At 72.7% G+C, this 26,320-nt stretch carries 15 protein-coding genes and 2 riboswitches; of the genes, 8 read left to right on the top strand and 7 right to left on the bottom strand.

What is annotated here, in order from left to right; genetic code table 11:
* Nucleotides 1–6 precede the first annotated feature (6 nt).
* Entirely contained in the window at nt 7–1,479 is a 1,473-nt protein-coding gene (locus ACG83_RS39960; RefSeq protein ID WP_054571444.1) for a hypothetical protein, read from the bottom strand.
* Nucleotides 1,480–2,393: 914 nt separating this feature from the next.
* Between ACG83_RS39960 and ACG83_RS39955 the strand changes: the two genes are divergently transcribed.
* From ACG83_RS39955 to ACG83_RS46345, 4 genes are read left to right on the top strand one after another with little or no spacing between them, the layout of a single operon-like run.
* Nucleotides 2,394–3,368: a MoxR family ATPase gene (locus ACG83_RS39955; RefSeq protein ID WP_054571443.1), complete on the top strand. Its 975-nt coding sequence runs from the start codon at nt 2,394–2,396 to the stop codon at nt 3,366–3,368.
* Nucleotides 3,365–4,999, top strand: coding sequence for a DUF58 domain-containing protein (locus ACG83_RS39950; RefSeq protein ID WP_054571442.1), 1,635 nt, complete (start codon nt 3,365–3,367; stop codon nt 4,997–4,999). The genes ACG83_RS39955 and ACG83_RS39950 overlap by 4 nt, the downstream gene beginning before the upstream one ends.
* Complete coding sequence (locus tag ACG83_RS39945; RefSeq protein ID WP_235498495.1) at nt 4,996–7,701, top strand: DUF3488 and transglutaminase-like domain-containing protein; 2,706 nt, start codon at nt 4,996–4,998, stop codon at nt 7,699–7,701. The genes ACG83_RS39950 and ACG83_RS39945 overlap by 4 nt, the downstream gene beginning before the upstream one ends.
* Nucleotides 7,685–9,031, top strand: a complete 1,347-nt coding sequence (locus ACG83_RS46345; protein WP_235498494.1) for an acyl-CoA thioesterase II — start codon at nt 7,685–7,687, stop codon at nt 9,029–9,031. Before ACG83_RS39945 ends, ACG83_RS46345 begins: the two co-directional genes overlap by 17 nt.
* Nucleotides 9,032–9,108: 77 nt before the next feature.
* Here ACG83_RS46345 and ACG83_RS39935 read toward each other — a convergent pair whose 3' ends face one another.
* Nucleotides 9,109–9,786, bottom strand: a complete 678-nt coding sequence (locus ACG83_RS39935) for an enoyl-CoA hydratase-related protein (protein ID WP_235498493.1) — start codon at nt 9,784–9,786, stop codon at nt 9,109–9,111.
* A gap of 244 nt (nt 9,787–10,030) precedes the next feature.
* Nucleotides 10,031–11,593, bottom strand: coding sequence for a serine/threonine-protein kinase (locus tag ACG83_RS39930; protein ID WP_054571440.1), 1,563 nt, complete (start codon nt 11,591–11,593; stop codon nt 10,031–10,033).
* A gap of 395 nt (nt 11,594–11,988) precedes the next feature.
* Here ACG83_RS39930 and ACG83_RS39925 point away from each other — a divergent pair, with 395 nt between their 5' ends.
* The 4 genes from ACG83_RS39925 (at nt 11,989) to ACG83_RS39910 (ending at nt 18,078) form a co-directional block, all read left to right on the top strand.
* Nucleotides 11,989–12,207, top strand: coding sequence for a hypothetical protein (locus ACG83_RS39925; RefSeq protein WP_054571439.1), 219 nt, complete (start codon nt 11,989–11,991; stop codon nt 12,205–12,207).
* 528 nt (nt 12,208–12,735) lie between these two features.
* A riboswitch (glycine riboswitch) is annotated at nt 12,736–12,829 on the top strand.
* A gap of 3 nt (nt 12,830–12,832) precedes the next feature.
* Nucleotides 12,833–12,943: riboswitch (glycine riboswitch) on the top strand.
* 105 nt (nt 12,944–13,048) lie between these two features.
* Nucleotides 13,049–16,309: an aminomethyl-transferring glycine dehydrogenase gene (gene gcvP, locus ACG83_RS39920; protein ID WP_063793371.1), complete on the top strand. Its 3,261-nt coding sequence runs from the start codon at nt 13,049–13,051 to the stop codon at nt 16,307–16,309.
* Between the two features lie 433 nt (nt 16,310–16,742).
* On the top strand, nt 16,743–17,486 hold the full coding sequence (locus ACG83_RS39915; protein ID WP_235498492.1) for an FkbM family methyltransferase: 744 nt from the start codon (nt 16,743–16,745) through the stop codon (nt 17,484–17,486).
* A 139-nt stretch (nt 17,487–17,625) separates the two neighbouring features.
* Nucleotides 17,626–18,078 carry a MaoC family dehydratase gene (locus ACG83_RS39910; protein WP_054571437.1) on the top strand — a complete coding sequence of 151 codons (453 nt, stop codon included), beginning with the start codon at nt 17,626–17,628 and terminating at the stop codon, nt 18,076–18,078.
* Between the two features lie 256 nt (nt 18,079–18,334).
* On the opposite strand, the gene ACG83_RS43455 is transcribed toward ACG83_RS39910, so the two are convergent.
* The 4 genes from ACG83_RS43455 to ACG83_RS39890 form a co-directional block, all read right to left on the bottom strand.
* Nucleotides 18,335–19,786: a class I SAM-dependent methyltransferase gene (locus tag ACG83_RS43455; RefSeq protein ID WP_235498491.1), complete on the bottom strand. Its 1,452-nt coding sequence runs from the start codon at nt 19,784–19,786 to the stop codon at nt 18,335–18,337.
* Between the two features lie 169 nt (nt 19,787–19,955).
* A complete protein-coding gene (locus ACG83_RS39900) occupies nt 19,956–22,514 on the bottom strand; it encodes an MMPL family transporter (RefSeq protein WP_054571436.1) in 2,559 nt (852 codons plus the stop codon).
* Between the two features lie 437 nt (nt 22,515–22,951).
* Nucleotides 22,952–24,565 carry a diguanylate cyclase gene (locus ACG83_RS39895; protein WP_235498490.1) on the bottom strand — a complete coding sequence of 538 codons (1,614 nt, stop codon included), beginning with the start codon at nt 24,563–24,565 and terminating at the stop codon, nt 22,952–22,954.
* Nucleotides 24,566–25,173: 608 nt separating this feature from the next.
* A complete protein-coding gene (locus ACG83_RS39890) occupies nt 25,174–26,295 on the bottom strand; it encodes a cysteine--tRNA ligase (RefSeq protein ID WP_054571462.1) in 1,122 nt (373 codons plus the stop codon).
* Nucleotides 26,296–26,320: the final 25 nt, after the last annotated feature.

Here is a 26,320-nt window from a genome sequence, read left to right as displayed (position 1 = left end):
GCCGGATCACTCGATCGGGAGCCCGTCCGGGCTTGCGGATGGGCCGGTGGTGGGTGACGGGGGCGGGGTGGTCACCGGATGCGTCGTCACCGGAGGAGGCGACGGTGTCCGCGGCGGCGGGGTGGTCGGCGTCCGTGTCGGTTCGGACGTGGTCTGATCGTGCTCCGCCTCGGTACCGGTCCGGGTGCCGGTGCCCGGACTGGACGTGGCGGCGGTCGGGGTGCGGGTCGTCGTCGCTGCCGGCGTGGGCCGTGCCGCACCCTGGCCGTGGGCGGTGCCGTCGGGGCGCGGCTGCTGCGGCCTGGGCAGTGGTGGGGCCGCAGGCAGCGGCTGGGCCGAGCCGGTGGGCAGGCCGGGGAGATCCGGCGGCTGCTTGCTGATCGGAGTCCGGCCACGATCATTGATCAGGACGGCGTTGGGCCCGGCGGTGTCATTGATCCACACCTGGCCGTCGTCGACGGTCACCGTGATCCGTGCGTGCCCGTCGGCCGCGGCGACCGCTACGGGAGCACCGAACGTGCCGTGGGCGAGGTCATAGTCGAGCACGACGCCAAGCGCGGATTCCGGCACATAGGCATGGCCCGCCTGGACCACTGGTACGCCGGGCCGCCCCTGCCCCGGCTCCTGATCCCGGCCGGGGAGATCCGTCGCCGCCACCGTGCCGTGATCGACATCCGCCAGGTAGAGCCGACGGGCCACCGGGTCGAGCAGGGGGACGACGCCCCTCTCCGTCCGGGGGGCGACGAGCAGCTCCGGGCCGGCCGGGGCCGGTGTCTCAGACAGGGGCAGGACCGTACGCGCTCCGGCTCTGGCTCCCGACTCGCCGGGGGCGCCCGGGCCGCCGAGCGTCGTCAGGCTGCGCGCGGTGCTGTCGACGACGACCGGGCGCCCGCCGGCCAGCACCACGTCGATGGCGTTTCCGGGCGGTGCGACCGGGCCGGCGGCCGGCGTGGCGACACCGTCGCGTACCGCCACGACGGTCCCGGTGGAGCGCAGCGGCACCCAGAGGGTGCCGTCGTCGCTCTGGGCCGCCGCGCCGAGCGGTGCCGGGAGGTCGAGGGCCGTACCGATGGGCGACAGGTCGTCCGCGGACAGCGGCTGGACCCGCCCGGCTCCGGCCTCGACCGCGTAGGTGATCCCGGATGCCGAGGTGATCGCCACGCCGGGCCGGAGAGCCGCCGAGCCGACAGCGGCCAGGCGTGCCGGGTCGACCAGGAACACCTGACCGGCGCTCGGATCGACGGCGACGATCTTGTGGGTGGTCGAGGTGACAGTCAGGTCACGGCCGGCCATGCCGGGAACGGTCACGGCGGCGTTCGCCCGGCCGGCGGGGCCGCTCAGGTGAATCAGCGTGCCGGTGGCCGAGTCGGTGAGCCAGGTCCCGTTGTCGACCAGATCGAGCCGGACCGGAGCTGTGCCCTGGCCGGTGGCGCCGATCAGCGCGGTCACGGTGACGACGGCCGCGCCCGGGAGGAGCACGCGAGCCGCCGGGACGACCCGCGCCGCCCGGCCGAGCCCTCGTTCGGCGAGCTTTCGTGCGCCGGCCCTTCGTGCGCCGGCCTCTGGTACCTCGGCCTTTGGTACGCCGAGATTTCGTGGGCCGGGCCCGGAGGGTCTCCGTACGGGCAGTCCTCGTGGCGGTTGACGCCAGCTGCCGAGAATGATCCGACCTCCCCAGACGCCAGGAGCCACCAGGTGGGCCCGGCGACGCGGCGGGCCGGGTCACCGGGGGCTTCCGCCCGGCCGGAGGGAAAGCCGGGCGGAAGCCGGTGACGGACCCCATACACAACAAAGAGAACACAATGAAGCCCAACATCAAGTGGGCATATGTGGTCTGTGTGTCGTGATGCGGAAGGGGCTCGCGGCTGCCCCCGCGGGCTCCCGGCCTTCCGTCGTGGTCCGTCGACAGGTCTGACGCGCTACTGTGCCGACTGGTTGCGACCCATTTTGGTCGGAGCGTCACATCTGACGCCCCCGGGGTGACTTCCCGGGTCGGCCGGGTCGCCCCCGGTGCGTAGGGGCGGCAGGACCCTCACCACGGGTTCGACAACATTTTCCGGACCGGGGACAACGAATCGGGAGACTCCGTCGTCTACTGCATCGGAACGGTTCGGCTCCGTGGCAGCGACGCTGCGGTGACGGTCGCCAGCGACACCGCCTGGTGGTGCTGGCCGGCGGTGTCGGTGGGCACTGGCGGCCTGACCCGTGGGAGGCGCGCCGGGGGCCGTTCCGTTTCCCGGGCAGCTCCCCCCTGCTGCCCGTGGCGGGCCGGCCGGTCGCTCCCCCTCGACCGGCCGGCCCGCCTCTCACGACCCGAGCACCTCGCACACGTCGCCCACCTCGCACGATCCACCCGGCTCACACGAAGCCTCACCACACGCGGAGGTTCGGCAATGACGGTCAGCACCGATCGGGCCATCCCGTTCGCGATCGCCTTCGAGGACGTCGTCGCCAACGTCGAGCAGGTCATCCGCGGTAAGCGGGCCGCGGTGGAACTAGCCACCATCTGCCTGTTCGCGCAGGGCCACCTGCTCGTGGAGGACGTACCGGGACTGGGCAAGACCACGCTCGCCCGCAGCCTCGCGGCGTCGGTGAACGCACGCTGCCACCGGATCCAGTTCACGCCCGACCTGCTGCCCGCCGACATCACCGGCACCAACGTCTTCAACCAGCGGACCAGCGAGTTCACGTTCCGTCCCGGCCCGGTCTTCGCAGGCATCGTCATCGGCGACGAGATCAACCGGGCCTCGCCGAAAACCCAGTCCGCCCTGCTGGAGGTGATGGAGGAACGCCACGTCACCGTCGACGGCACCCGCTACCCGGTCCCCGCGCCGTTCATGGTGATCGCCACCCAGAACCCGGTGGACATGGACGGGACGTACGCGCTGCCCGAGGCGCAGCTCGACCGCTTCCTCATGCGGCTGCGCATCGGCTACCCCACGCTGGACGCGGAGCTGGAGATCCTCGAGGGGCGCCAGGTCGGCCGGCGGGTCGAGGACCTCCGACCGGTGCTGCGGGCCGAGGACGTCGTCGCCCACGCCGATCGGACGCTGGGCGTGCACGTCGCCCCCGAGATGCGGCGCTACATCGTGCGGGTCGTCGCCGCGACGCGGTCCCGCCGCGACGTGGTGCGGCTCGGCGCGAGCCCGCGGGGGAGCGTCGCGTTGCTTCGGGCGGCCCAGGTCCGCGCGGCCTCGACGGGACGTTCCTTCGTCACACCGGACGACGTCGGAGTGCTCGCCGGGCCGCTGCTCGCGCACCGGCTGGTGCTGACCCCCGAGGCCGAGCTGCGTCGGGTCACCGCGGAGGACGTCGTCGCGGAGGTCCTGGACACCGTGCCGTCGCCGCGCCGTCTCGTCGCCACGTGAGCGCGGGCACGCGCACCACCCCAGGGCTACCGAAGATCACCCCCGCGGCCTGGGGGCTGCTCGCCGCACTGGTCGGGCTCGGCGCCGCGGCGTCGCTGCTGCGCTACGCCGAGCTGGTGCTGCTCACCGCCGCGGGTGCGGCGGCGCTGCTGCTGGCCGTGGTGTCGGTGGCTCGACCGCCCCGGGTCGGTGTCGGTCTGCGGCTCACCGCCGAATCGGTCAGCCGCGGCGACGAGGCGGCGCTGGTGATCACCGTGGTCAACCACTCGCGGTGGACGGCGCCCCCGTTCACGCTCTGTGTGTCCGCGACACCCGCCGATCCGGGGGCGCCGTCCGGCCCCGGGGCACCGTCCGTTCCGGGGGTGCTGCCTGGCCCGGCGGTGCTGTCCGGCCCGGGGGTGCTGTCCGGGCCGCTGGCGCGGCCGGCTGTCGTGGGCGTCCGTCGGCTTCGCGGCGGTGCCGGCCACGAGGTCGTGCTGCCGCTGGACACGGCTGTCCGCGCGGTCAGCCGAATCGGGCCCTGCTGGGTGGACCGGCGTGATCCGTTCGGTCTGGCACACCGCCGGCAGTCCCTGGGCGAGGCGGTCACGCTGCGGGTGCGCCCTCGCACGCAGGCGCTGGTCTCGCCCCCGACCGCGCCCGCCCGTGATCCCGACGGCTCCAGCGGCAGCGGAACGGCGGGCGGGCTGATGTTCCACACCCTGCGGGAGTACACCCCCGGAGAGGACCTGCGCCTGGTGCACTGGGCCGCCAGCGCTCGGCTGGGCACGCTGATGGTCCGCACCCATGTGGATCCGAGCGAGCCCGCCTCCACCGTCGTGCTCGACACCCGCCGGTGTGCCTACCCCGCTGGCCCGGTCGGGGCAGCCGTCTTCGAGGACGCGGTCGACGCCGCGGCCTCCGCGGTGCTGGCCTGTGCGCGCGGTGCCTATGGCGTCCGCCTGGTCACATCGGGCGGTGTGCGGATGACGGGCCGCCGCCGTGCCGCGGACGTTGATTCGCTGCTCGACCAACTGGCGGCGGTCGCGCCCGACGAGGGCACGAACCTGGAGGTGCTGCGGACGCTGCGCCGTGGCCCGGTCGGCACGCTCGTACTGGTCACCGGCGGGATCGGGCGTGACGCGATCACGGCCCTGACACCGGTCGCGCATGCCTTCGGCCAGGTGATCGTCCTGCGGCTGGGGCCGCGCAGCGAGGCCGTCGCCCGCGCGTGGGGCCGGCGGACCCCGGCAGACCGGGCCCGGCTGCGCCGGCACCGGGCGAAGGGCGAAGATCGGCGGATTTCCGCCGCTGGGACGACCAGAATCCTCGACTCTTCGGACGGGCGGGACCCCTGGGCCTCCCAGGATCGCCGGGGTCCTCGAGGCGAGGTGGAGATGGCTCCGCCGGCGGCCGCGCCGAACGCCACCGGATCGGGCCAGGTGCGGGTGCTGCACCTGACAACCGCCGCCGAGCTGGGGGAGATCTGGCCCCTCTCGGCCGAGACCGCATCGCCCCGGACCACATCCCCCTCGGCCTCGGCCGCGGCCACGCCTGCCGGGCCGGAGCCGTCGCCCGGTCGGGCGGTGTCAGGCCCCGTGGCGGGCTCCGTGCCGATAGCCATCGACGACCGCGGGCTGGTCCAGGCATGAAGGACCTGACCGTCGAGCCACCGGCTGTCAGGCCGCCGGCCGGCCCGGCACCCAGCGCTGCGGTGTCGGCTGGCGTGCCGTCGGCGGGCCCGGCTGCGGTGTCGGCTGGTGTGGCGTCGGCCGGTGCGGCGGCGACCAGCACAACGTCGGATGCCGCGCACGCGGAGGAAACGCCGCCGGGTGCCGCGCGCCGCGCCGTCGAGCTGGCGTTCGTCGCGGCCCTGGCGCTCGTCGGCGGGAGTGGCTTCACGCGGCTGTTCCCGGCTCGGGATCTGTGGGTCCCCCTGCCGGTGGCCGCTGTCCTGCCGGTCGTGCTGGTGGCCCTGTTGGGCGGGCCGCGCCGGGGCCGCCGGCCGGCACCCGCGGTCCTCACCGTGCCGGCCTGGATGGTCGGATTCGTCGTCTGGACCGGCTACACCGTCGCGGCCGAGGCGGGCGGGTTCCTGGCCAGGCTCGAGCTGGTCCGTGTGGGTGTCATCGACGGCTGGGCCCGTCTCCTCGACGTTGCCGCGCCGGCGCCGGCCGACCCCGATCTGCTGATCGTGGCCCTCGCCCCGACCTGGCTCGCGGCGGCGATCGGCGCCGAGCTGACGATCCGAACCCGGGCGGCGCTCCTGCCGGTGCTGCCCGCGGTCGTGACCCTGCTGGCCGCGACCGCGTTGGCCCTGCCCGTCCCGGGTGACAACCTCCCCCAGACGGGGGTGCTCGTCGCACTGGCCGCCGGCCACCTCCTGGCGCGGATGCCCCGGACGGGTGGGTACGGCCTGGCCCGCTCCTCGGCCAGAGGGCTTGTCGCGACCCTGACGGTCCTGCTCGTCGGGATCCTGGCCGCGGTGACGGTGACCGGCGGTCGCCTCGGCGATCCGGTCGATCCCCGGGATCATCGCTCGACGACACCGGTCGACGTGACCGAGACCAGCCCGCTCGCCGCGCTCAGCGGCTGGACCGCCCACCCCGATGACGTGCTCTTCCGCGCCGCGGTCACCGGGCCGGACCCGGCTGCTCCCGTGATCTTCCGGTTGGCCGTCTTCGACGACTACGACGGTGTGAGCTGGCGCTCCACAGCGCGGTTCGTCGCCGCGGGAGCCACGATCGTGCCGCCCGGGACGGCGGCCGCGCAGCCGCGGCAGGATCCGTCGGTGCGCCAGGAGGTCGAGGTCGTGGGCCTGGGCGGAAACCTGCTGCCGGCGAACGGGTCGCCTTTGAGCGGCCCGCCCGGTGTGCGGGTCGACCCGGGTACCGGGATGCTGCGCAGTGACCTTCCGCTGGCCGCCGGCTCGCGCTTCGAGATCACGTCGGTTCCGGAGCCTCGACCCGAGCCGGCGCAGATCGCCGCGCTGTCGGCTGGCGCCGCCGCGGCTGACCACGACGACTCTGACCTGGCCGTTCCCGCGGACCCGCCGTCGATCCTGCGGTCGATGGCCGAGCTCGCAACCGCCCGGGGGCGGACGCCGTTCGAGCGGGCGGCCCTGCTGGGTAGCTATCTGAGCGCGAACTTCGTCTTCGATCCCGAGGTCCCGCCGGGGCATGCGTATGGGCACATCGACCACTTCCTCGGTCATACCCGGCGAGGGACGTCCGAGCAGTTCGCGACCGCCTTCGTCCTGGCCGCACGTCTGCTCGGGCTGCCGGCCCGGCTGGCGGTCGGGTTCACCGCTCCAGCTTCAGCTCCCGCGGCCTCGGGCGACGGAGCGGGTGCCGCGGACCAGATCCGCACCGTGCACGGTTCGGATGCGCTGGCCTGGGCGGAGGTGCGCTTCGACGGGGTCGGCTGGCTGCCGTTCTTCCCGACCCCACGGTCCGCCGAGGCAAGGGGCGCGAGTGTGGCCGGATCGAACCAGGGCGAGACACCCGAACAGGCGGAGCTGATCGAGGTCGCGCTGCGCTCCGTGGCCGCGGGTGAGGCGACTCCGGCCACGAAACCCGCGGCTCCCATGACGGCGGGCGGCGACGGGGGCCCGGACGGGGGGCCCTCGGCCCCCTCCGACGGGGCGGGTGCCTGGTGGAAGCACGTGGTCCTCGGTGTCCTCATCCTGGTCGGGCTGGCCGGCCTGTACCTCGCGGTTGCCCTGGCGGCGTCCGGTGTCCGGCGCCGCAGGCTCCGGTTCGCGGCCCAGCGGCGCGAGCGTGTGGTCGGTGCCTGGCAGTGCGCGTTGGAGGCGCTCGCCGAAGCCGGGTGCACGGTCCCGGCGGCGGCCAGCCCGGTGCAGGTCGTCCATCTCGGCGGTACCTTCGCCGCCGCCGCGCAGGCGGGACCGGCCGTCGAGGCCGCCCTGCGCGGGCTGGCGGATCTGGTGACGATCGCGATCTTCGCCCCCGACACAGCCCTGGACTGGGACGGCGCCGCCGGGGCGCGTGCCGCCGAGGAGGCGTGGCGCCAGCTCGACCGGGCCGAGCGGGCACTGCGCGGCCGTGGGCCGCGTGGGCGGAACCGGCCGCGCGGCCTGCGGAACCCGCGGAGCCCGGAGGAGGCACGGAACCCGGAGGAGCCGCGGAACCGACGGTTCCATCGGCTTCGTCGGGTCCGCAGGCTTCGCCGCCTGTTGGCACCGGGGACGGTGTGGTCGCGGCTGCGTGGCCCGCGGGACCACGGAAACCCGCCGGATTCCCCGTACGGGAGCGCGTCGAGCGCGGCGGATGGCCGCCCCGATGCGGAGACCACGGGGGCCGCGGACAGGGACAGTCTTGCCTCGGTGGCGTGACCCCGGGCGTGTCGCCACCGGCGACGTCGCGGATGCCCGCTCCGTCGCGAGCGGTACGGGCCTGAGCGGCGGTACTGCCCCGGACGGCGGCGCTGTCCCCGACGGCTGCCCGGGCCTGAGCGGCGGCGCGGTCCCGAGCGGGGACGGCAGGCCGGGTTCGGACGGCAGGCCGGGTTCGACTGGCAGCCCGGGCTCGAACGCCGGTGCCGTCCCGGATGACCGGCCGACCCTTCCGTACCGGCTGCGGCGGCGTCGGAGTGGTCCCGGCGTGGTCCATTCGGTCGAAGTGACACCCGTCCGGTTCACCGTTGACCGGCTCCGGACGGGGGCCCCGCCGGCTGTTCCTCGGCCCAGTCCTCCGCTCGGACCACCGCCCAGTCCTCCGCTCGGACCGTCGTCCGGTTCTCCGTCCAGCCCTCCACTCGGCCCTCCGCTCGACCCTTCGACCAGGCCGCTTCGGGCGGCGGGGCCGAGGCCACGACCGGGCTTCCTCGAGCTCGCCGCGCTGGAGGACATCGACCGTGACGTCTTTCGTGCCCGGTGGCGCGGTGACGGTGACGAACCCGTCCACACCGGGCTGATCGCGGTGCAGGCTCAGCTCGCCGCCACCCGCACCGTGTCGAGCGGTCCGCCCGTCCATTCGCTGCACGCGCATTTCCCGCGGCCGGCGCAGGGGCGACGCACGATCGTCTATCTCGTCGACCGGGTCCGCGACGGCGGCGGTGCGACCTCCCGGCGGGTCACCGGCGTCCAGGGCGGTGAGGTGGTCTGTGTGATGTCCCTGCTCTTCCGGCCCAACGGGCGGACGGGACATCAGCTGAGGGCTCCGGCCGTTCCGCCGCCCGCGGATCTGGACCGCCCGTCCGAGGCCACCGGCCGGCTGATAGATCTGCGAGTCGTCGCGGATGGTGACGCCCGAGGCGCCGCACGGGCGTCGGTGCGCCCGGTGGCCTGGGTGCGGTTGGGCCAGGCCCTCCCGGATGATCCGCCTCTGCACGCCGGCGCGCTCACCTACCTGGCCGATCACGTGACAGCCGCCTTCGCCCGGCAGATGCTGGCGGCCTTCGTCCGAACGCGGCAGAACCCGCACCCCGACTCGGGGCCGGGCCCGCATCCGCATCCAGAACCGGGTCGGTCACTCCATCCGGCCAGGATGACCTCGCTTGACCACGCGGTCTGGATCCACCAGCCCTTCCGAGCGGATCAGTGGCTGCTCGTCGTGCGGGACAGCCCGTCCGGCTCCGGCTACCGGACGCTCACTCGGGCGTCCTTCTTCAGCCAGGACGGCCGGCTGGTGGCCTCGTCCACCCAGGACGCCGCACCCGCCTGATCACCGATCACCGATCACCGATCACCGATCGCTGATCACCGATCGCTGATCATCGATCACCGGGTCGGAGCAGTCGGTCAGATCGGCACCTCGACGGCCTGGCCCGCGACCAGCCCGGCGACGGCCGTGGCGTACAGCCTCGACTTGATGGTGCCCAGCGTCGGGCCCGCCTTGCCGGTGAGCGGGCGGGCCATCCCGATCGCCGTCGGCAGCACCTTGTCCTGGTCCGCCACGCCGTCGATGATCCCGGCCGCAAGGGCGTCGTCGCCGCCGTACCGACGGCCGGTCGTCATCGCCTCGTGGGCGGTCCGGACTGGCAGCCGGGAGCGGATCAGGTCGGTGATCCCACCGCTGAAGGGGATGTCGATGTCGACCTCGGGGAAGCAGAAGTAGCCCCGGTCCACCCGCATGACCTGCTGGTCGTGGGTGAGCGCGAGCGCCGCGCCGGCGCCGAACGCATGCCCGCCGACCGCGGCGACGGTCGGCAGCCCCACGGTCACGAAGCGGGCGAACAGCACCCGCACCGACTGGATGAACGGCTCGATCTCACCGGGGTTCGCGGTCATCCACGTGAGGTCGAACCCGTTGCACCAGAACTTGCCGGACGCGCTCGTGACCAGGGCTTTCGGTGCCGGCGCGGCCACCACCTCGTCGAGGGCGAGGTTGATGGCGGCCACCGAATCCGGATTCAGCCGGTTCTCCCCGTCCCCCAGGTCCAGGATGAACACGTCACCATCGCGGTCGAGTCCTGACACGTGCCGCTCCTCGCGCACTCGTTTCCGGCTCCCGGCGGGGATCCCTTCCTGCCGACTATGCCGACCGGGCCGCCGTCATGCGCGACCTGGCGTGCTGTCTCACGCCCCGAGGTACTTGACCCGCGCCGTAGCGCCTGACCTCCTGGTACAGCGGCGCGATGTGCGCCGCACCTTCCACGGCCACAGGCCATGAACGGACCACTGCGGGGGGCCAGGGGCGAGGGGCCGGGTGGAACGGGACGGGTCAGGGCGACCCGGTGCACACCTGGACGCCTGGTACGGATCCGTTGCCCGCGTTGTGGTACGTCACCGTGTTCGCCGGCAGGTACCCCCATTTCTCGCGGTATCCGTGGCTGTTCTCCGCGAACACGTCGCCCTGGGTGTACAGCCACCAGGTGCTCTGCCTACCGGTGGCGGTGGTGGGATTCGGCCGACCCGCGATCTGGCAGACGACCCAGACCGATCTGGACTTCTCCATCATGCCGGTGTCGTCGAGTGGCTCGGTGTCGCCGGCGCCGATGTTGGCGTAGACCGGTGAGGCGACGTCCGTCGAGCACATGTACTGGCTCTCGAAGACGCGATTCTGATAGTCACGGATCTCCCTGTACTGCAAGCCGCAGGGGCCGGCCGTGGCGCTTGCAGGCACTGGTGTGTTCGTGACCACCACGCCGGTGCCGGTGCTGGCGTTCGTGCTGGGACTGGTCGGGGCGCCGGGGCTGGTGCCCACCGCGCCCGCCGCTGTCGGTGCGGTGGAGCTGGTACTCGTGGTGAGCTCGGCGGCGTCATCCTGTTCGCCGTGGCGCGCAAGCTGCAGAAAGAGGGCGACCGCCCCGGCCGTCAGCAGCGCGGCCGAGCCGGCCACGGCCGCGACCTGCCACCCGCTTCGGCGCTGGCGCCGAGGCCGGGAGCGCTGCGGCGATTCGAGCGGTGCACCTGTGCTGTCCTCGCCGTACTCCTCGCCGCGCGGGCCTGTGCCCTGCCAGCCGGCTGAAGGGTAGGGGTCGCCGTGCTCCAGTTCGGTGAGCAGCGAGGTGAGCTCTGCTGTGACCTCATCCAGGCCCGGCCGCTGGTCCCGCGTGCGGGCGAGCATGCGGCGAAGGAGATCGTCCAGGGCTGGTGGTGCGTCCGGGCGATCGAGCGGCAGCATCTCGCCGGCCTGGATCCGGGTGAAGATTTCGGCCGGGGTCTTTCCGGGAAAGGGCGTGCGGTCGGTGAGCAGTGCGAAGAGCGTCGCGGCGAGCCCGAACACGTCCGAGGTGGTTTCCGGCTGCTCGCCGAGCAGCACCTCCGGTGCCGCGAAACCGGCGGTGAATGCCGCCGAGAAGGTCGCCGGGTCGAGGCCTTCCGCGACGCTGGCGATGCCGAAGTCGCTGAGCACCGGCTCGCCCGAAGCACGGAGCAGGATGTTCGCCGGTTTCAGGTCGCGGTGCAGAATGCCGTGCCGGTGTGCGGCATCCAGGGCGCGGGTCACCGGAACCGCGAGTGCCAGCACCTCCCGGACGGGCAGGGGGCCCTGGTCGATCACCCGGTCGCGCAGTGTTCCCGCCGGGAAGTACTCCATCGCGATGTACGGCCGGTGGTCGATCGTGGTTCCGGCGTCGAACACGGTGATGATGTTCGGGTTCCCGGTGAGCCGGCCGGTCGCCCTGCATTCCCGGACGAACCGGCGCCGCGCGTCCGGATCGCGCAGATCGGCATGCATGACCTTCACGGCGACCTGCCGATCGAAGATCTCCTGCTCGGCGAGGTGGACGGTGCTGAAACCACCGTGGCCGAGGTCCCGGAGGAACCGATAACCGCTGATCATCTGGCTTCCGCTCCTCGGGCGCGGCTCATCTCCGGCGACGCTACACCCGGTGATATAGCGCACGTCGCACCCAGGTCGCCTGCTATATGCGTGGTATCGGCGGATATCTCCTAGTGGGAAACATACCGGTGCCGGATGGTTCCGGTGAATCCGGTGGACCCGATAGCCGGGGCGCGTCCGGAGGGTTGCGTCCCGACCGGCTGGCTGCCGGCGGGGGTCTGGCTGTCGGTGGGGTCCGGCAGTCGGCGGCAGGGGGCTGGCTGTCGGTGGCCGTTGGGATGACCAGGGTCTGATCCGGGCATGTCGACATCGAGGGCGGGATCCGGGCCGGCAATCACCGGCCGGATGGATCGTCCGAGGAGCGTGCAACGGCGGCGGATGTCAGGAGGTTGGACATGTCGCACCAGGTCGTAAAGGGTGGACGGCACACGGAGCCAGCCGGGCAGGGCATTTCGGATGACGAGATGGCCCGGCAGGTGACGGACCAGACGTCGCACGACCGCCTCGCCAAGACCTTCTTCGAAGGGGAGCGGGGCGGGGCGCGCAGCGACGAGGAGGCCGCGAAGTTCCGCACCGCGCATCCGACGGGCAAGCGCGAGCGCGCCAGCGTCTAGTTCCAGTGAGCAGTATGGAGTCGCACCAGCGCTCTGCCCACCCGCTGCTTCCGAGCAGGAAGCGAGGATTTTGGCTGTTGGAGCAACCGAGATCCTCACTTCTTGCGGGTTGTCAGGTGGTGCCGCGTCCTGTTTGTCCTTATTAGTGCGAATTGCGGACGCCGTGTGGGGGTGCGGGATCCCCGGTGGGGCGACGCCGTGTGGGGGCGCGGGACCTCCGGTGGGGCGCCGTGCGGTGGGCCGACCGCGGTGACCTGCTCAGGTGGCGGACCGTGATCCGGCGGTGGGGCGGGTCCGGTTGCTGAGCGCCTGGGCTTGCGAGGGCGACGACGATGTCGCGGACGAGACGGTGGCCTCGCGGACTTTGAGCGGGTTTGCAAGATCTTTGGCGGCCGGCGACAGGGCCGACTAGCCTATGCGGCGGGACCAGCGTCACCGCGCACCCGCGTCAACCGCACCATGGCTGTCTGCAACCCGGCCACCTGCAACCTGGCCACCCGCAACATCGACAACTGCACATCGCGCCGCTCACACCCGTGCGGGAGAGCTCCGGGCCAGCCTCGGAGCGCCGAAGGAGCAAGATCTCCCCACAAACTCTCAGGCTCAAGACCGCCGGGTCAGGCGACTCTGAAAAGCGGACACGAGGACTGTGTCCCGCCGACGGTGCAAGTCGGCCGCTGGTGTCCGGGTGACCCCGGGCGTGGTGGCCGGCGAAGCTCTCAGGCTCATGACAGAGGGGGAGGCCCGCCGCGACGCGGGCGGGGGACCACAGCCGTCCGGTGTCGTCACCGTTCGGTGTGGTCTCTCTTCGGCGTCGCACGACCTCCGGAGCGAAGCGACGATGACCACCGAGATCACCACTGCGGCGACGCCGCCGGATTCCTCCGCTCAGCCCGCCGATACTGGCGGCGGTACCGCTGACGGCAGTGCCACGAACGGCGCGGCTACCACGAACCGCGCGGCTACCACGAATGGCGCGGCTACCACGAATGGTGCCGGCACCACGAACGGCGCCGGTACGACGACTGGGCGTGAGGCCGGGTCCGAGCGCCAGGCGCCCCCGCGGCAGCGGCCCGAGCCGGGCGCCGCGCTCGTGGTCGAGGCGATCCCGCGGTTCGTCGACCGCCACATCGGCCCGGATGACGCCGACCGGATGGCCATGCTCGATCTGCTGGGCCTGGGCTCGCTGACCGCGCTCACCGACGCGGCGGTACCCGCCGCCATCCGGGACACCGAGCTCGATCTACCGCCGGCGGTCACCGAGACGGAGGTCCTCGCGGAGCTGCGGGCGCTGGCCGGTCGTAACCGCCGCGTCACCTCCATGATCGGCCTGGGTTTCAGCCCGGCGGTCATGCCGGGGGTGATCCAGCGCAACGTGCTCGAGAACCCGGCCTGGTACACGGCCTACACGCCGTACCAGCCGGAGATCTCGCAGGGCCGGCTCGAAGCCCTGCTGAACTTCCAGACCATGATCACGGACCTGACCGGTCTGGCGGTCGCGGGTGCCTCGCTGCTCGACGAGCCCACCGCCGCGGCGGAGGCGATGCAGATCGCCTACCGCGCCACCCGGGGGAAGCGCTCCACCTTCCTGATCGACGCGGACACTCTGCCCCAGACCGTCGCCGTCGTCCGCACCAGGGCGGAGGCGCTCGGCATCACCGTCGTCGTCGCCGACCTCCGGGACGGCCTCACCCCCCGGCCGACGCCGGCGCCGGGTGAGTCCCCCGTCCCGGCGGACGAAGCCACCGCGCTGTCGGACGCATCAGCCGGGCCCGCCGCGGCAGCGGTGGCAGCGGTCGCAGCCGACATCCTGCCGGACGTCTTCGGCGTGCTGCTGTCCTACCCGGGCGCGGACGGGGGCGTGCGCGATCCTCGGGGCCTCCTCGCCCAGGCGCGGGAACGCGACATCGTCGTGACCGTCGCGGCCGATCTGCTGGCGCTCACGCTGCTGCGCGCCCCCGGCGGTCTCGGCGCGGACATCGTGGTCGGCACGACCCAGCGGTTCGGGCTGTCGCTGTCCTTCGGCGGCCCGCACGCGGGCTATCTCGCGGTGCGGTCCGGCCTTGAGCGGATGCTTCCCGGCCGGCTGGTCGGTGTCTCGGTGGACGCGGCGGGCGACCCCGCCTACCGCCTCACGTTGCAGACCCGGGAGCAGCACATCCGGCGGGAGAAGGCGACCAGCAACATCTGCACCGCCCAGGTGCTGCCGGCCGTGCTGGCCTCGATGTACGCCGTCTACCACGGCCCGGCGGGGCTGGCCGCGATCGCCGGCGCGGTGCACGCGCAGGCGGTGCGGCTGGCGGCCGGTCTGCGTGCCGGCGGCGTGGAGATCGTCCACGGCGAGTTCTTCGACACGGTGCTCGCCCGGGTGGCGGGGCGAGCCGGGCAGGTCGTGGCGGACGCCCTCGTGCATGGGGTGAACCTGCGGCTCGTCGACTCCGACCATGTCGGCGTCTCCTGCAACGAGACGACGGTGGAGGCGGATCTGCGTGCCGTCTGGGCCGCCTTCGGTGTGAGTGCTCCCGAGGGCCCGGCGCCCGAGGTCGCGTCCGCGGGGGTGGCGGTGTCGGTGCCGGCGGCGCTGCCGGCCGCGCTGCTCCGCGGGGAGGACGAGGCCTTCCTGACGCATCCGGTGTTCCACTCGCACCGGTCCGAAACGGCCATGCTGCGGTACCTGCGGCGTCTCGCCGACGTCGACTTCGCCCTCGACCGGGGCATGATCCCGCTCGGTTCCTGCACGATGAAGCTCAACGCGACGACCGAGATGGCCGCGGTCACCTGGCCCGACTTCGCGGACATCCACCCCTTCGCCCCGATCGACCAGGCGTCCGGGTACGTGTCGATGATCCGGGATCTGGAGCTGTGGCTCGCGCGGATCACCGGGTACGCCGCCGTCTCGGTGCAGCCGAACGCCGGCAGTCAGGGGGAGCTGGCCGGGCTGCTGGCCATCCGCGCCTACCACCGTGACCACGCCGAGCCGGGCGCGCCGGTGCGTGACGTCTGCCTGATCCCGTCCTCGGCCCACGGCACCAACGCGGCGAGCGCCGCGATGGCCGGCATGCGGGTGGTCGTGGTCGCCTGCGACGCGGAGGGCAACGTCGACCTGGACGACCTGACCGCGAAGGCGGCGAAGCACGCGTCGGTGCTGGCGGCCCTCATGGTCACCTACCCGTCGACGCACGGTGTGTACGAGGAGGGCATCGCCCGGGCGTGCGCGGTGGTGCACGACGCCGGCGGACTGGTCTACGTCGACGGGGCGAACCTCAACGCGCTGGTCGGGCTGTCGAAGCCGGGCCGGTTCGGGGCGGACGTGAGCCACCTCAACCTGCACAAGACCTTCTGCATCCCGCATGGTGGCGGCGGCCCGGGGGTCGGGCCGGTGGCGGTGGGCGAGAAGCTGGTGCCGTATCTGCCGAACCACCCACTGTGCCCGGAGGCAGGCCCCGAGACCGGGGTCGGGCCGATCTCGGGATCGCCGTGGGGATCCGCCGGCATCCTCATGATCCCGTGGGCCTACATCCGCCTCATGGGCGCGGACGGACTGCGGGCGGCGACGTCGGTGGCCGTGCTCAACGCCAACTACATCGCCCGTCGGCTCGCGCCGCACTATCCGGTTCTCTACACCGGGCGCAATGGTCTCGTCGCGCACGAGTGCATCCTCGATCTCCGGCCGTTGACCAAGGCGACGGGCGTGACCGTCGACGACATCGCCAAGCGCCTGATCGACTACGGGTTCCACGCGCCGACCATGTCGTTCCCGGTCGCCGGGACGCTGATGGTGGAGCCGACCGAGAGCGAGGACCTCGGCGAGATCGACCGTTTCTGCGACGCGATGATCGCCATCAGGGCCGAGGCCGCCAAGGTCGGCGACGGCGTCTGGCCGCGGGAGGACAACCCGCTGTGCAACGCTCCGCACACCGCCGCGATGGTCACGGGGGACGACTGGGACCACCCGTACCCGCGGTCCGTGGCGGCCTACCCGGTCGCGTCGCTGCGGGCGGCGAAGTACTGGCCGCCGGTGCGGCGGATCGACGGCGCCTACGGGGACCGCAATCTGGTCTGCACCTGCCCGCCGGTGGAGGCCTTCGACTCCCGGGACTGATCCGGGCGGTGAACCGGGCCTGGCCCGGGCCTGATCCGGTCGGTGTGCCAGGCCGGTTCGGGAAAGTCCGGGCCTGTTCGGAGCCTGGTCCGGGCCTGAACTGGCCCGGACCAAGGCCTGGGCTGTCCGGTTTCCGTCCGGTTTCTGACCACCTTCGGGCCTTGACCTGGAGCTGGTACGTGGTGGTGCAGCTGGGCACAGTGTCCGGACTGTGGCCAATGATGGGGGTGGCGGTGGGCCCTCCCGGGCGACTTGTCACAATTGGCGCGACGGCGAAGTGCGCGGTGTTGTGCGTGACAGCACAGACCGCACATTTTTCGGACAACCAGCCTGGATGGCCCAGCCCGGCGGCGAGCGCAGCGAAGCGCAGCCGGCGTCGGGCCCGCGCCGGACGGATGGCTCGCGAAAGGGACGTTCCGCGATGCAGGAGCAGATGAACAGACAGCTCGGTCAGCTCCGCCAGACCGCGGTCGAGCTGGGTCTGGGGCCGGCGCTGAAGCTGGTCCGCCGCACCGTGCTGCCCAGCGCCCGCCGCAACGCGGTCGATGACCAACACCTCGCGCTGCTGCTCTCCTTCGTGCTCCAGGAGGACTCCAACTGCATCGACGTGGGTGCGCACCGCGGCGACGTGCTCAAGTCGATCGTGCTGCACGCCCCGCGCGGTGAGCACATCGCCTACGAGCCGCTTCCGCACCTTTTCGAGTACCTCTGCCTGGAGTTCCCGACCGTCACGCTGAAGCAGGCCGCGCTCGCGGAGAAGTCCGGGGTCAGCCCGTTCGCCTACGTCCGCAGCCGGCCGGCGTACAGCGGGCTGCGTCAGCGGACGGCGGAGGGCGCCGAGGAGGTCGAGGAGATCGAGGTCGTCGTCGAGGTGCTCGACGAGACCCTCCCGCCCGACCACCGCCTGGACCTGATCAAGATCGACGTCGAGGGTGCCGAGTACGGCGTGCTGAAGGGCGGGCAGAAGCTGCTGGCCACGAACCGCCCGTACATCATCTTCGAGTTCGGTGCCGCCGCCCGGAAGTACGGGACCACGGCGGAGGAGATGTACCGCCTGATCGACGGCGATCTGGGTCTGCGGATCTTCGACATGGACGGAACCGGCCCGTACACGCTCGGCAGCTTCCGCCGCACCTTCGACAGCGGCAGCCGCTTCAACTTCGTCGCGCACGCCTGACGCGGAACCCGAACGCGAGGCCTGAACGCAGGGCCCGAACGCGAGGCCTGAACGCAGGGCCGGGCACGCTCCGCAGTGAGCGTCCCGGACCCGCGTCGTTCCCGGTGCGTGTCAGCGACGGCTTCGAGATACTCGCCAGATGGCGACGATCGACGGAATCGACGGGTTGAGGAAGCTGCAGGGCCAGGAGCTGGGCACCAGCTCGTGGCGGGAGATCACCCAGGAGCAGGTGAACGGTTTCGCCGACGCCACGGGCGACTGGCAGTGGATCCACGTCGACGTGGAGCGGGCGAAGGACGGGCCGTTCAAGACCACGATCGCCCACGGCTATCTCACGCTGTCGCTGATCCCGGTGATCTCCGCTGACGTCGCGCAGGTCACCGGGATCAAGCTGGCGCTGAACTACGGCCTGAACAAGGTGCGCTTCCCGCAGCCGGTCCCGGTCGGCTCCCGGGTCCGCGGCATCGTCCGCAACCTGTCGGTCGACGACGTGCCCGGCGGTGTCCAGGCGGTCAACCAGGTCACCATCGAGATGGAGGGCGCCACCAAGCCGGTCTGCGTGGCCGAGACGGTGGTCCGCTACCTGGCCTGAGGCCCTTCCCGGTCACCTGTTGGGCCTCGCGGTCACGATCAGGGGCCCAGCAGCGCTTGGCGGGTCGCAAGAGTGAAGGATTCTGGTCGCTCCAACGACCAGAATCCGCACTTCTTGCGGGATGCCAGGTGCACCCCTGCCTATTTTGCCCCTCTCGAGACGAATTGTCGGTGCCTGCGGGGGCGGGTGCGGGATTCGGACTCCGTACCGGCTACCGGCTACCCGTGCGACCGGTGCGCCCTGCGACCGGGCGGGCTCAGCCGCGGGGCGCGCCCACCGTGGCGGTGACGATCCGGATGGTCGGACGCCAGTGCAGGCCACCAGCGTCCACCGACGGCGCGTGCCACCGGGTGAGGTCATCGATCATCGCCGGGAGGTCGGCGTTGTCGACCTTCTCGAGCATCGAGCGGACCGCGGTGCCCCACGCCCAGTGCCACCAGTGCTCCACGTCGCGGAAGACCAGGTCGGTGGCGACGAGATCGTCCCGGGTGAGTTCGAATCCGGCCGCGGTGAACGCCCGGGCCAGTGCGCCTTCCGCCAGGATGGCCTGCCCGGGCCGGCGGTCGGCCGCGCCCAGGCCGGTCGCCAGGCGAAGCGGGTAGTCGGGCCGGCTCCACAGCGGGTCCGGGGCACCGAAGACGCTGACGGCCAGCCGCCCGCCGGGCCGCAGCAGGCCGCGCCACCGCGCGAGCGCTCCCGCCGGGTCGGGCAGCAGGAACAGGCCCATGCCGCAGAGCAGCACGTCGGCACTGGCCGGCTCGACCGGAGGATTCGTCGCGTCGGCGACCGCCACGGTCGCCCAGGGCAGCGAGCGGGCGGTGACGTCGGCGGCGGTCAGCGCGACCATGGTCGGCGCCAGATCGAAGGCGCGAACCGAACCGGTGGGCCCGGTCGCCTCGGCGGCGGGGATGAGGACGGCGCCGCGCCCGCAGGCGAGATCGACCACGTCCTCGCCGGGCCGGACGCCGGCGGCGCTGACCAGCGTTCGGCCCAGCGGGCGGAAGAACGGGATCCCGTGGACGTCGGCGTCGTAGTCGTGGGCCGCCCGCTCGAAGACCATGGTGCTGGGACGGGGGGCCGGCACCGACCCCGGCCCCGGCGACGAGGCACTGCCGCGCTGGCCGGCGTCGGTGCCCGTGCCTGCGCCCGTGCCGGCGTCGGTGCCGGTTGACAGGTCTGATCCTCGGTCAAGGCCGTTGCTGGTGGCGGTCACGGTTACAGTGTCCGCCCTGGCGTCGGCGCCGAGCCGGGTGCCGGCCGCAGCGGTCCGCCTGCCGGTGAGGTCGGTGATCAGGTTCACCGCGGGGTCGTCCGGCTCGAAGCGGCTCACCTCGACGCCGGCGAGCCCACGACCGGACAGCCACTCCTCGGCCGCGTCGAACCCGGCGAGCAGTTCCAGGCGGCGCAGGTCGAGGCCGAGCCGGCCCAGCCCGGCGGGTTCGAGGTCGGCGAAGGTGAAGCCGCCGAGCTCAAGACCGCCCGCCGGCGGGTGCGCCGCGAGCCATCCGCCGCGGGCGGGGCTGACGCTCGGGCTCCGGACCGGAATCCGGACCGGGTCGTCGTCGCGTTCCGGGGTCGTGCCCCGACCCTGCGCGCCGGGCGGCAGGATCCGCTCGACAGTGATCTCGTCGATGGTGAACCCACCCATGGAGATCGTTTCCATCGCGATCCCGTCCACGGTGAGCCCGTCCATGGTGAGCTCGTCCACGCCGCGTCGCCTTCTTCCGCCGGGCCGCCTGGGGCGACTTTCTGCCTATGGCGTCTCAGCTAATCAGGACAGATCCCCCCATTCCGCCACCCAGATCGGGGCTAGCCGGCTGATCGAAAGTGCTAACCGCCGGCCGTCGACACCCGCTCTGACCTGCGGAAACGGAATCTCATCGGTGCAGTTCGCGGCCGTTGGCCGAATGGTCGATCGGCTCGGTTGAGACCTGTGTGGGGATGCCCGAACCGGCCATCACGGGGCCGGAAGGAGGTTTAAGGCGATCTGTCCCACCCGACTTCGGGCTGGTCCCGGAGTCGGGGCCACCCCCGTCGGCGGGCGGCGGGTCGGGTGCCGGACCACCCCCGGTGGCCATCGACCCGCGGCCGGTCGGCTCCCCGCCGCCCGCCCCCGCCTTCCGTCCGGTGCCGGCGCCGGTGTCGGTGCCGGTGCTGCCTTTCCTGCCGGACCCGGCCTTCCTGGCGGTGGCGTGGTCGGCCGCCCTGCCGTCGCCGGCCTGGTCCGGCCGCATCGCCGCGGCGGCGGCCGCCCCGGGAGCGAAACGCTCGCCGTGCACGTCGACCTGGGGCAGCAGCCGGTCACACCACCGCGGCAGCCACCAGTTCGCCCGGCCCAGCAGCGCCATCGTGGCCGGCACCAGCACCAGGCGGATCAGCGTCGCGTCGACGAACACCGCGACGGCCATGCCGACGCCGACCATCTTCACGGTCACGTCCGGGTCGAGGGCGAACCCCGCGAAGACGGCGATCATGATGAGGGCGGCGCTCGTGATCACCCGGGCGGTCGAGGCGAGGCCACGCACCACGCTGCCGCGCGGGTCGCGGGTGACCACCCAGTCCTCCCTGATCCGGGAAAGCAGGAAGACCTCGTAGTCCATGCTCAGCCCGAACAGCACGGTGAACATCAGGACGGGCAGCCAGCTCGACATCGGGACGCTGTGCGGCAGTCCCAGAAGATCGGTTCCCCATCCCCACTGGAAGACCGCCGTCACCACGCCGTAGGCGGCGGAGATGGACAGCAGGTTCATCGCGGCCGCCTTGAGGGCGACCACCGGCGACCGGAAGACGACGGTCAGCAGCAGGATGGACACGCCGACCACGAAGCCCACGACCCACCAGAGCCGCTCGGCCAGCAGCGCGGACAGGTCGGCGAAGATCGCGGTGGTGCCGGTGACGTCCACGCCGGGTGGCAGGACGTCGGCGCGCAGCCGGTTGACCAGCTCGGTCGAGGCGGCGTCGCTCGGTCCGGTCGTCGGCACCACCTCGATCACCGCCGCGGTGCCGGACGGTGCGACGACCGCCGGCGTGACGGACGCCACCCCGGGCACCGCGGCGACCTTCGTGGCCAGTTCGGCCAGGGCAACGGGCGGGAGCCGCCGCAGGTCGACGGCCAGCAGCAGGGGGCCGTTCGCGCCGGGCCCGTACTCGCTGGAGATCAGGTCGTAGGCGCGTCGCTGGGTGACGTCGACCGGCTGGCTGCCGGCGTCCTGTGGCCAGGTGCGCATCGTCAGGATCGGCGCGCTGAGCGTCAGCAGGATGATGAGCGCGCCGAAGGCCCACGGGCCCGGCCGGTCACCGATGCGCCTCGCCCAGGCGGCGGTCAGGGTGCGTCGCGTGGCGGTGGAGGGCTCGCCCGAGCCGAGGAGGGCTCCGGGGGAGGATGCTCCGCTGCCGGCCGCGGCGACCGAACGGGCGACGGATCGGGCCGCCAGCAGCTCGGCGTGGTTGCGGCGCCGCAGGACCCGCAGATCCGCGAGGCCGCACAGCGCCGGCACGAGGGTGATCGCGACCAGCACGACCGCGATCACGACGGCGGCCGTCGTGAACGCCGTCGTCACATAGGTGCTGAGGCCGACGAGCCGCAGCCCCGTCAACGACAGGATGACGGTGAGCCCCGCGAAGACCACCGAGGCGCCGGCCGTGGCGTTCGCCCGGCCCGCGGCCTCCCGCACCGACAGCCCGGCCCGCAGCCCTTCCACATGCCGGGTGACGAGCAGCAGCGCGTAGTCGATGCCGACGCCGATGCCGACCATCGAGGCCAGCGACGGCGCGATCGAGCTCACCGTGGTCACCGCGGAGATCAGGGTGATGCACGACGCCCCGATCCCCAGACCGATCATCGCGACCGCGATCGGCACCCCCGCGGCGACCAGCGACCCGAAGGCGATCAGCAGGATCAACAGGGCCAGCGCGACGCCGGTCGCCTCCGCCCGGCCGTCGACCTCCTGCAGGTTCTCCGAGATCTGGCCGCCGACGTCCACCTGCAGTCCCCGCTGGGTGGCCGGGGTGGCCGCGGTGAACAGGTCCGCCAGTGCCTGCTCCGCGTCCATGTCGGCGACCGGATCCGTGTAGTTCACGGTGAGCAGGGCGGTGTCGCCGTCCCGGGACAGCTGGGGCGGGCTGGCCACCACAGCTGACGGCAGGGCGGCGAGCCGGGTTCGCACGGTCGCCAGCAGGCCGGCATCCAGGGGGGTGCCGTCGGGATCGTGCACCACGACCCGGGCGTCGGCGCCCGCGAGGTTCGGAAAGTTCGCGCGCAGCAGGTCCGTCCCGTGCTGCGAGGCCGTCATCGGGGCGCTGAAGTCGTCGTGGGGCTCGCCGCCGGAGCCGGCCGCGAGTCCCAGTGCCACGACGAGGGTGGCCAGCCACATCCCGATGACCCGCCACGGCCGGGTGGCCGCGGCAGCTCCGATCCGGTACAGCAACCCGGACATCAGTCCTCCTCGACTCCGCTGGGCCGACGTGGGCGGTGGACGTGGGCGTGGATGTGGATGTGGGCGTTGGGGTGGTGCACCGCTGGGCGCCGTTCCGCCGCGGGGAGCGGGAGCGGGGGAGCGGGGAACGGCGTCGAGAGCGCCTCGTCCGACTGTTCGGGCGGGACGCTCGGATGGGTGTCGCGGGGGAGGGAGGGGGGTGGTGTGTTCGGCGCTACACGCCGGTGGGAGGATCGAGGTTTCTTCGTTCCAGGTGAAGGCTCGAGCTCTCCGCGGAGATTACGTCGCGAAAGGCGCCCTAAACGGGCAAATCGCGCATACCACTCAGGGTGCGTCCTGGCGATGACGCGTGCCGGCACGTCGGACGCCTGTCATGTCGCGTAGCCGACGAAACCCGGTGCCTGTCGGTGCCCCATCGGGCCTGTCGGTGCCGGGCCTCAGAGCGCTTCGGCTGCTCCGCTGACCGCGAGCTGGTCGCCGTCCGCGGGCGCCCCGATGGTCCCGCTGACCGCGACCTGGTCACGCCCCGCGCTCTTCGCCGCGTACAGCGCGCTGTCGGCCGCCGCGACCAGGCCGAGCGTGTCCGCGGCGTGGGTCGGTATGGCGGCCGCGCCCACCGACACCGTGACCGCGACGAGCTGCTCGACGGCCGGACGTGGCCCGTCGCCCGGCCGCGGCGGGTCGGTGCGCCGGCCCGGCGGGTCGAGGTGACCACCCGGCGAACGGGTGCCGACCCGGATCGGCGTGGCGCAGACCTGGCGGCGCAGCCGTTCCCCGACGGCCGCGAGGTCGATCTCGGGCAGGTCCGTGACCAGGACGGCGAACTCCTCACCGCCGTACCGGCCCAGCACGTCACCGGGCCGGGTCGCGGCCCGCAGCCGGCGTGCCACCTCGACCAGGACGTCATCCCCGACCGGGTGCCCGAACCGGTCGTTGATCGACTTGAAATGGTCGACGTCGATCAGGAACAGACCGAGGCGGTGGCCCTCCCGCAACGCGCGGTCGACCGCCGCGGACAGCTCACCGTCCAGGTGGCGGCGGGTGTGCACGCCGGTCAGACCGTCGGTGATCGCGGCCTGGTGCTGGTCCGCGACCAGACCCGCCATCCGGAAGATGATCAGGACGAACATCGCGCCGCTGGAGACGGCGACGACCACCAGGCCGTCGGTCTCGCCGCGAACGCTCTGCACCGTCAGCACGATCGGCGCGACCAGCGCCGCCGCGGTGAGCGCCAGCAGCCGGGACGTCGACAGGACCGCCGTGCTCCGTTTCCGGGTGCTGGTGAGCTCGCGCATGCTCGGATGGAGGGCGGCGCCGCCGAGCCCCAGCGCGCCGAGCAGGGCGACGAGCTGTGCGCCGCCGCCGAACTGGTCCGTCCCGTCGATCTGCCGCGGCAGGTAGAGCAGCGATGCGGCCAGGACCGCCGAGAGATGGGTGAGGAGCAGGTAGCCGGCCGGTCCGCGCCGGCCGCGGTCGAGCACCAGCAGCAGGCCAGCCGCGAACAGCGCCGGGAACGAGGCGGCGTAGGCCAGCGCGGTGACGCGGGTCGCGAACGAGGACGAATGCTCCGCCGACAGGCCTGGGGCGATCACATAGACCCAGGCGAGGAGGGCCCCCGCGACCCCGATGGTCGCACTGTCCAGCACGTCGGTGAGCCCACCGGGCAGGCCACGCCGGCGGGCCAGCACGACGACGCCGGCCACCAGCAGTGGGTACTGGGCCAGGTAGCAGACGTCCCAGAGCCCCGGGAAACGGTGCCGGTCGAGCAGGTTCCCGATGCCGTAGAGCAGCGAGTCGCCGACGGTCGCCGTGGCCTGGGCGGCGGCGAACAGCCACCACGGCAGCGTGGCCGCCGGGCGGTGCCGGCGTACCCCCACGCACACCGCGGCCGTGGCACAGACGCCGGCCAGCAGCTCGACGGCGGTGCGCCCGGCCGACACGGTGCCAGCTGCCGACAGCGCCCAGAAGACGACCAGCAGACCGATCCCGCCGCCCAGCGCCAGGGCCCAGCGGCGGTCGGACGACGGCCGCATGGCTCGGGGTGCGGTCACCGATCACCGGGAATCGCCGGCGACCGGGTGCCGGGCGGAAGCGACCGGGGCATGAGCAGCGTCTCCGAATACGAATGCGTGAAGCTGCGGAGGCGCCGGTGCAGGGGCGCGGGTCCGCGGGAGCGGGGTCCGTGGGTTGTGGTGTGGGGGATCGCGGAATCCGAACGCCGGAGACGCTGGACGGGCGCACTCCCAGCAGCCGGGGCGCCGGTGCGGCCCGCAACGCCACCTCGTACCCGAGACGGCCCGAGTACCGGAGGTAGCCCGACAAAAGCGCTTCAGCCCGTTGGGCCGGACCTGGACCACAACAGAACCATCCTGATGGTAGCTCCGTGTGCACGATCCTTTGACGCAGGGTATGAGCTTTTGTCTGATTCTTGTGTCGCGGCGTCGGCCCGGTACGCCGGGTGTGGGCGAGTGCGCGGTCCTGTCGTGGCTCGACCCACGGTCAGCCGGTGAGCAACCGGTGATCAGTCGGTGATGGTGGCGGTGCCGTTGCCGGCGGAGGCAGTCTCGGGGTGGCGCGAGCGCAGAGCCATCAGAAAGCGCAGAGCCATCAGAAAGCGCAGAGCTGTTGGAAGCACGGCGCTGTCCGAAGCGCGGAGCTGTCAGATCAGCCCCAGGACGGAGATGAAGCGCCGGGCCGCGTCGCCGCCGGCCTCCAACGCCACGGCCTGTGCCCGGACGGTGTCGAGGTTGTCGAGCAGCGCCGCGTCGACCTCCGCCGCGGCCGGGCTCTCCCGCTCGCCACCGCCACCGGGCCGCGCCGCGGCCGCATAGAGCGCGTCGAGCGCCGCCTCGGCCGCGTCGAACGCCGACTCGTCGAAGTCCCAGTCGGCGTCCCACGCGCGCCCGAGGCAGAGCAGCCGGAGGGCGGACGGTGTGTGCCGGGTCAGCAGGTCGTCGACGAAGGCGAGGTTGCCCAGGGACTTCGACATCTTGACCCCGCCCACCCGGACGGTGCCGGGGTGCAGCCAGGCCCGCGCGAACGGCCGGACGCCCGTCGCCTGCTCGGCCAGCAGCGACTCCACGGCGTGGTGCGGGAACCGCAGGTCGGCGCCGCCGACATGAAGATCGATACTGGAGCCGAAGGTCGACAGCACCATCGCCGCGCACTCGGCGTGCCAGCCGGGACGGCCCGGCCCCCAGGGGCTGGGCCAGCTCGGAAACTCACCGTCGGCCGGGTCGGCCCGCCAGACCGCGACGTCGAGCGGGTCGTCACGGTTCGGATCCCGCGGGTCGTCGTTGAACTCGGCGGCGAGAGCGATCGCCGCGGCCCGGTCGAGGCCGGCGCGGTCCGCGGCCTCGGCCGTGCGGGCGTAGACGGTGCCGTTGCGTTCGTAGGCATGACCGGCGCGCAGCAGCGCGGTCGTGAGCTCGATCACCCGGGTCACCGCGGCGCGCGCCGTCGGCTCGTGGTCCGGTGGCTGGATCCCGAGCGCGGACATCGAGCGGTCGAAGGAGAACCGCTGCATCGCCGCGACCTGGTCGAAGGGCATCCCCAGCCGGCGGGCCTCGGCGAACATCGCGTCGTCGACGTCGGTGATGTTGCGGGCGAGCTCCACCTGGACCCCGGCCGCACGCCATACCCGCGCTGTCAGATCCGTCCACAGGTACGTGGCTGCATGGCCCAGATGTGTGACCGCATAGGGAGTGATGCCGCACACATAGACCCGGGCGCGGCCGACGACAGGGATCGGCGTCCGGCCAAGCCGGAGGTCCGGGCGCATCGGGTCCAGTACGACATCCACCACC

It is taken from the genome of Frankia sp. R43, assembly GCF_001306465.1.
GTDB lineage: Bacteria > Actinomycetota > Actinomycetes > Frankiales > Frankiaceae > Parafrankia > Parafrankia irregularis.
The sequence above is the reverse complement of the archived record's forward strand: the minus strand, read 5'-3'. Positions and strand labels throughout refer to the sequence as shown.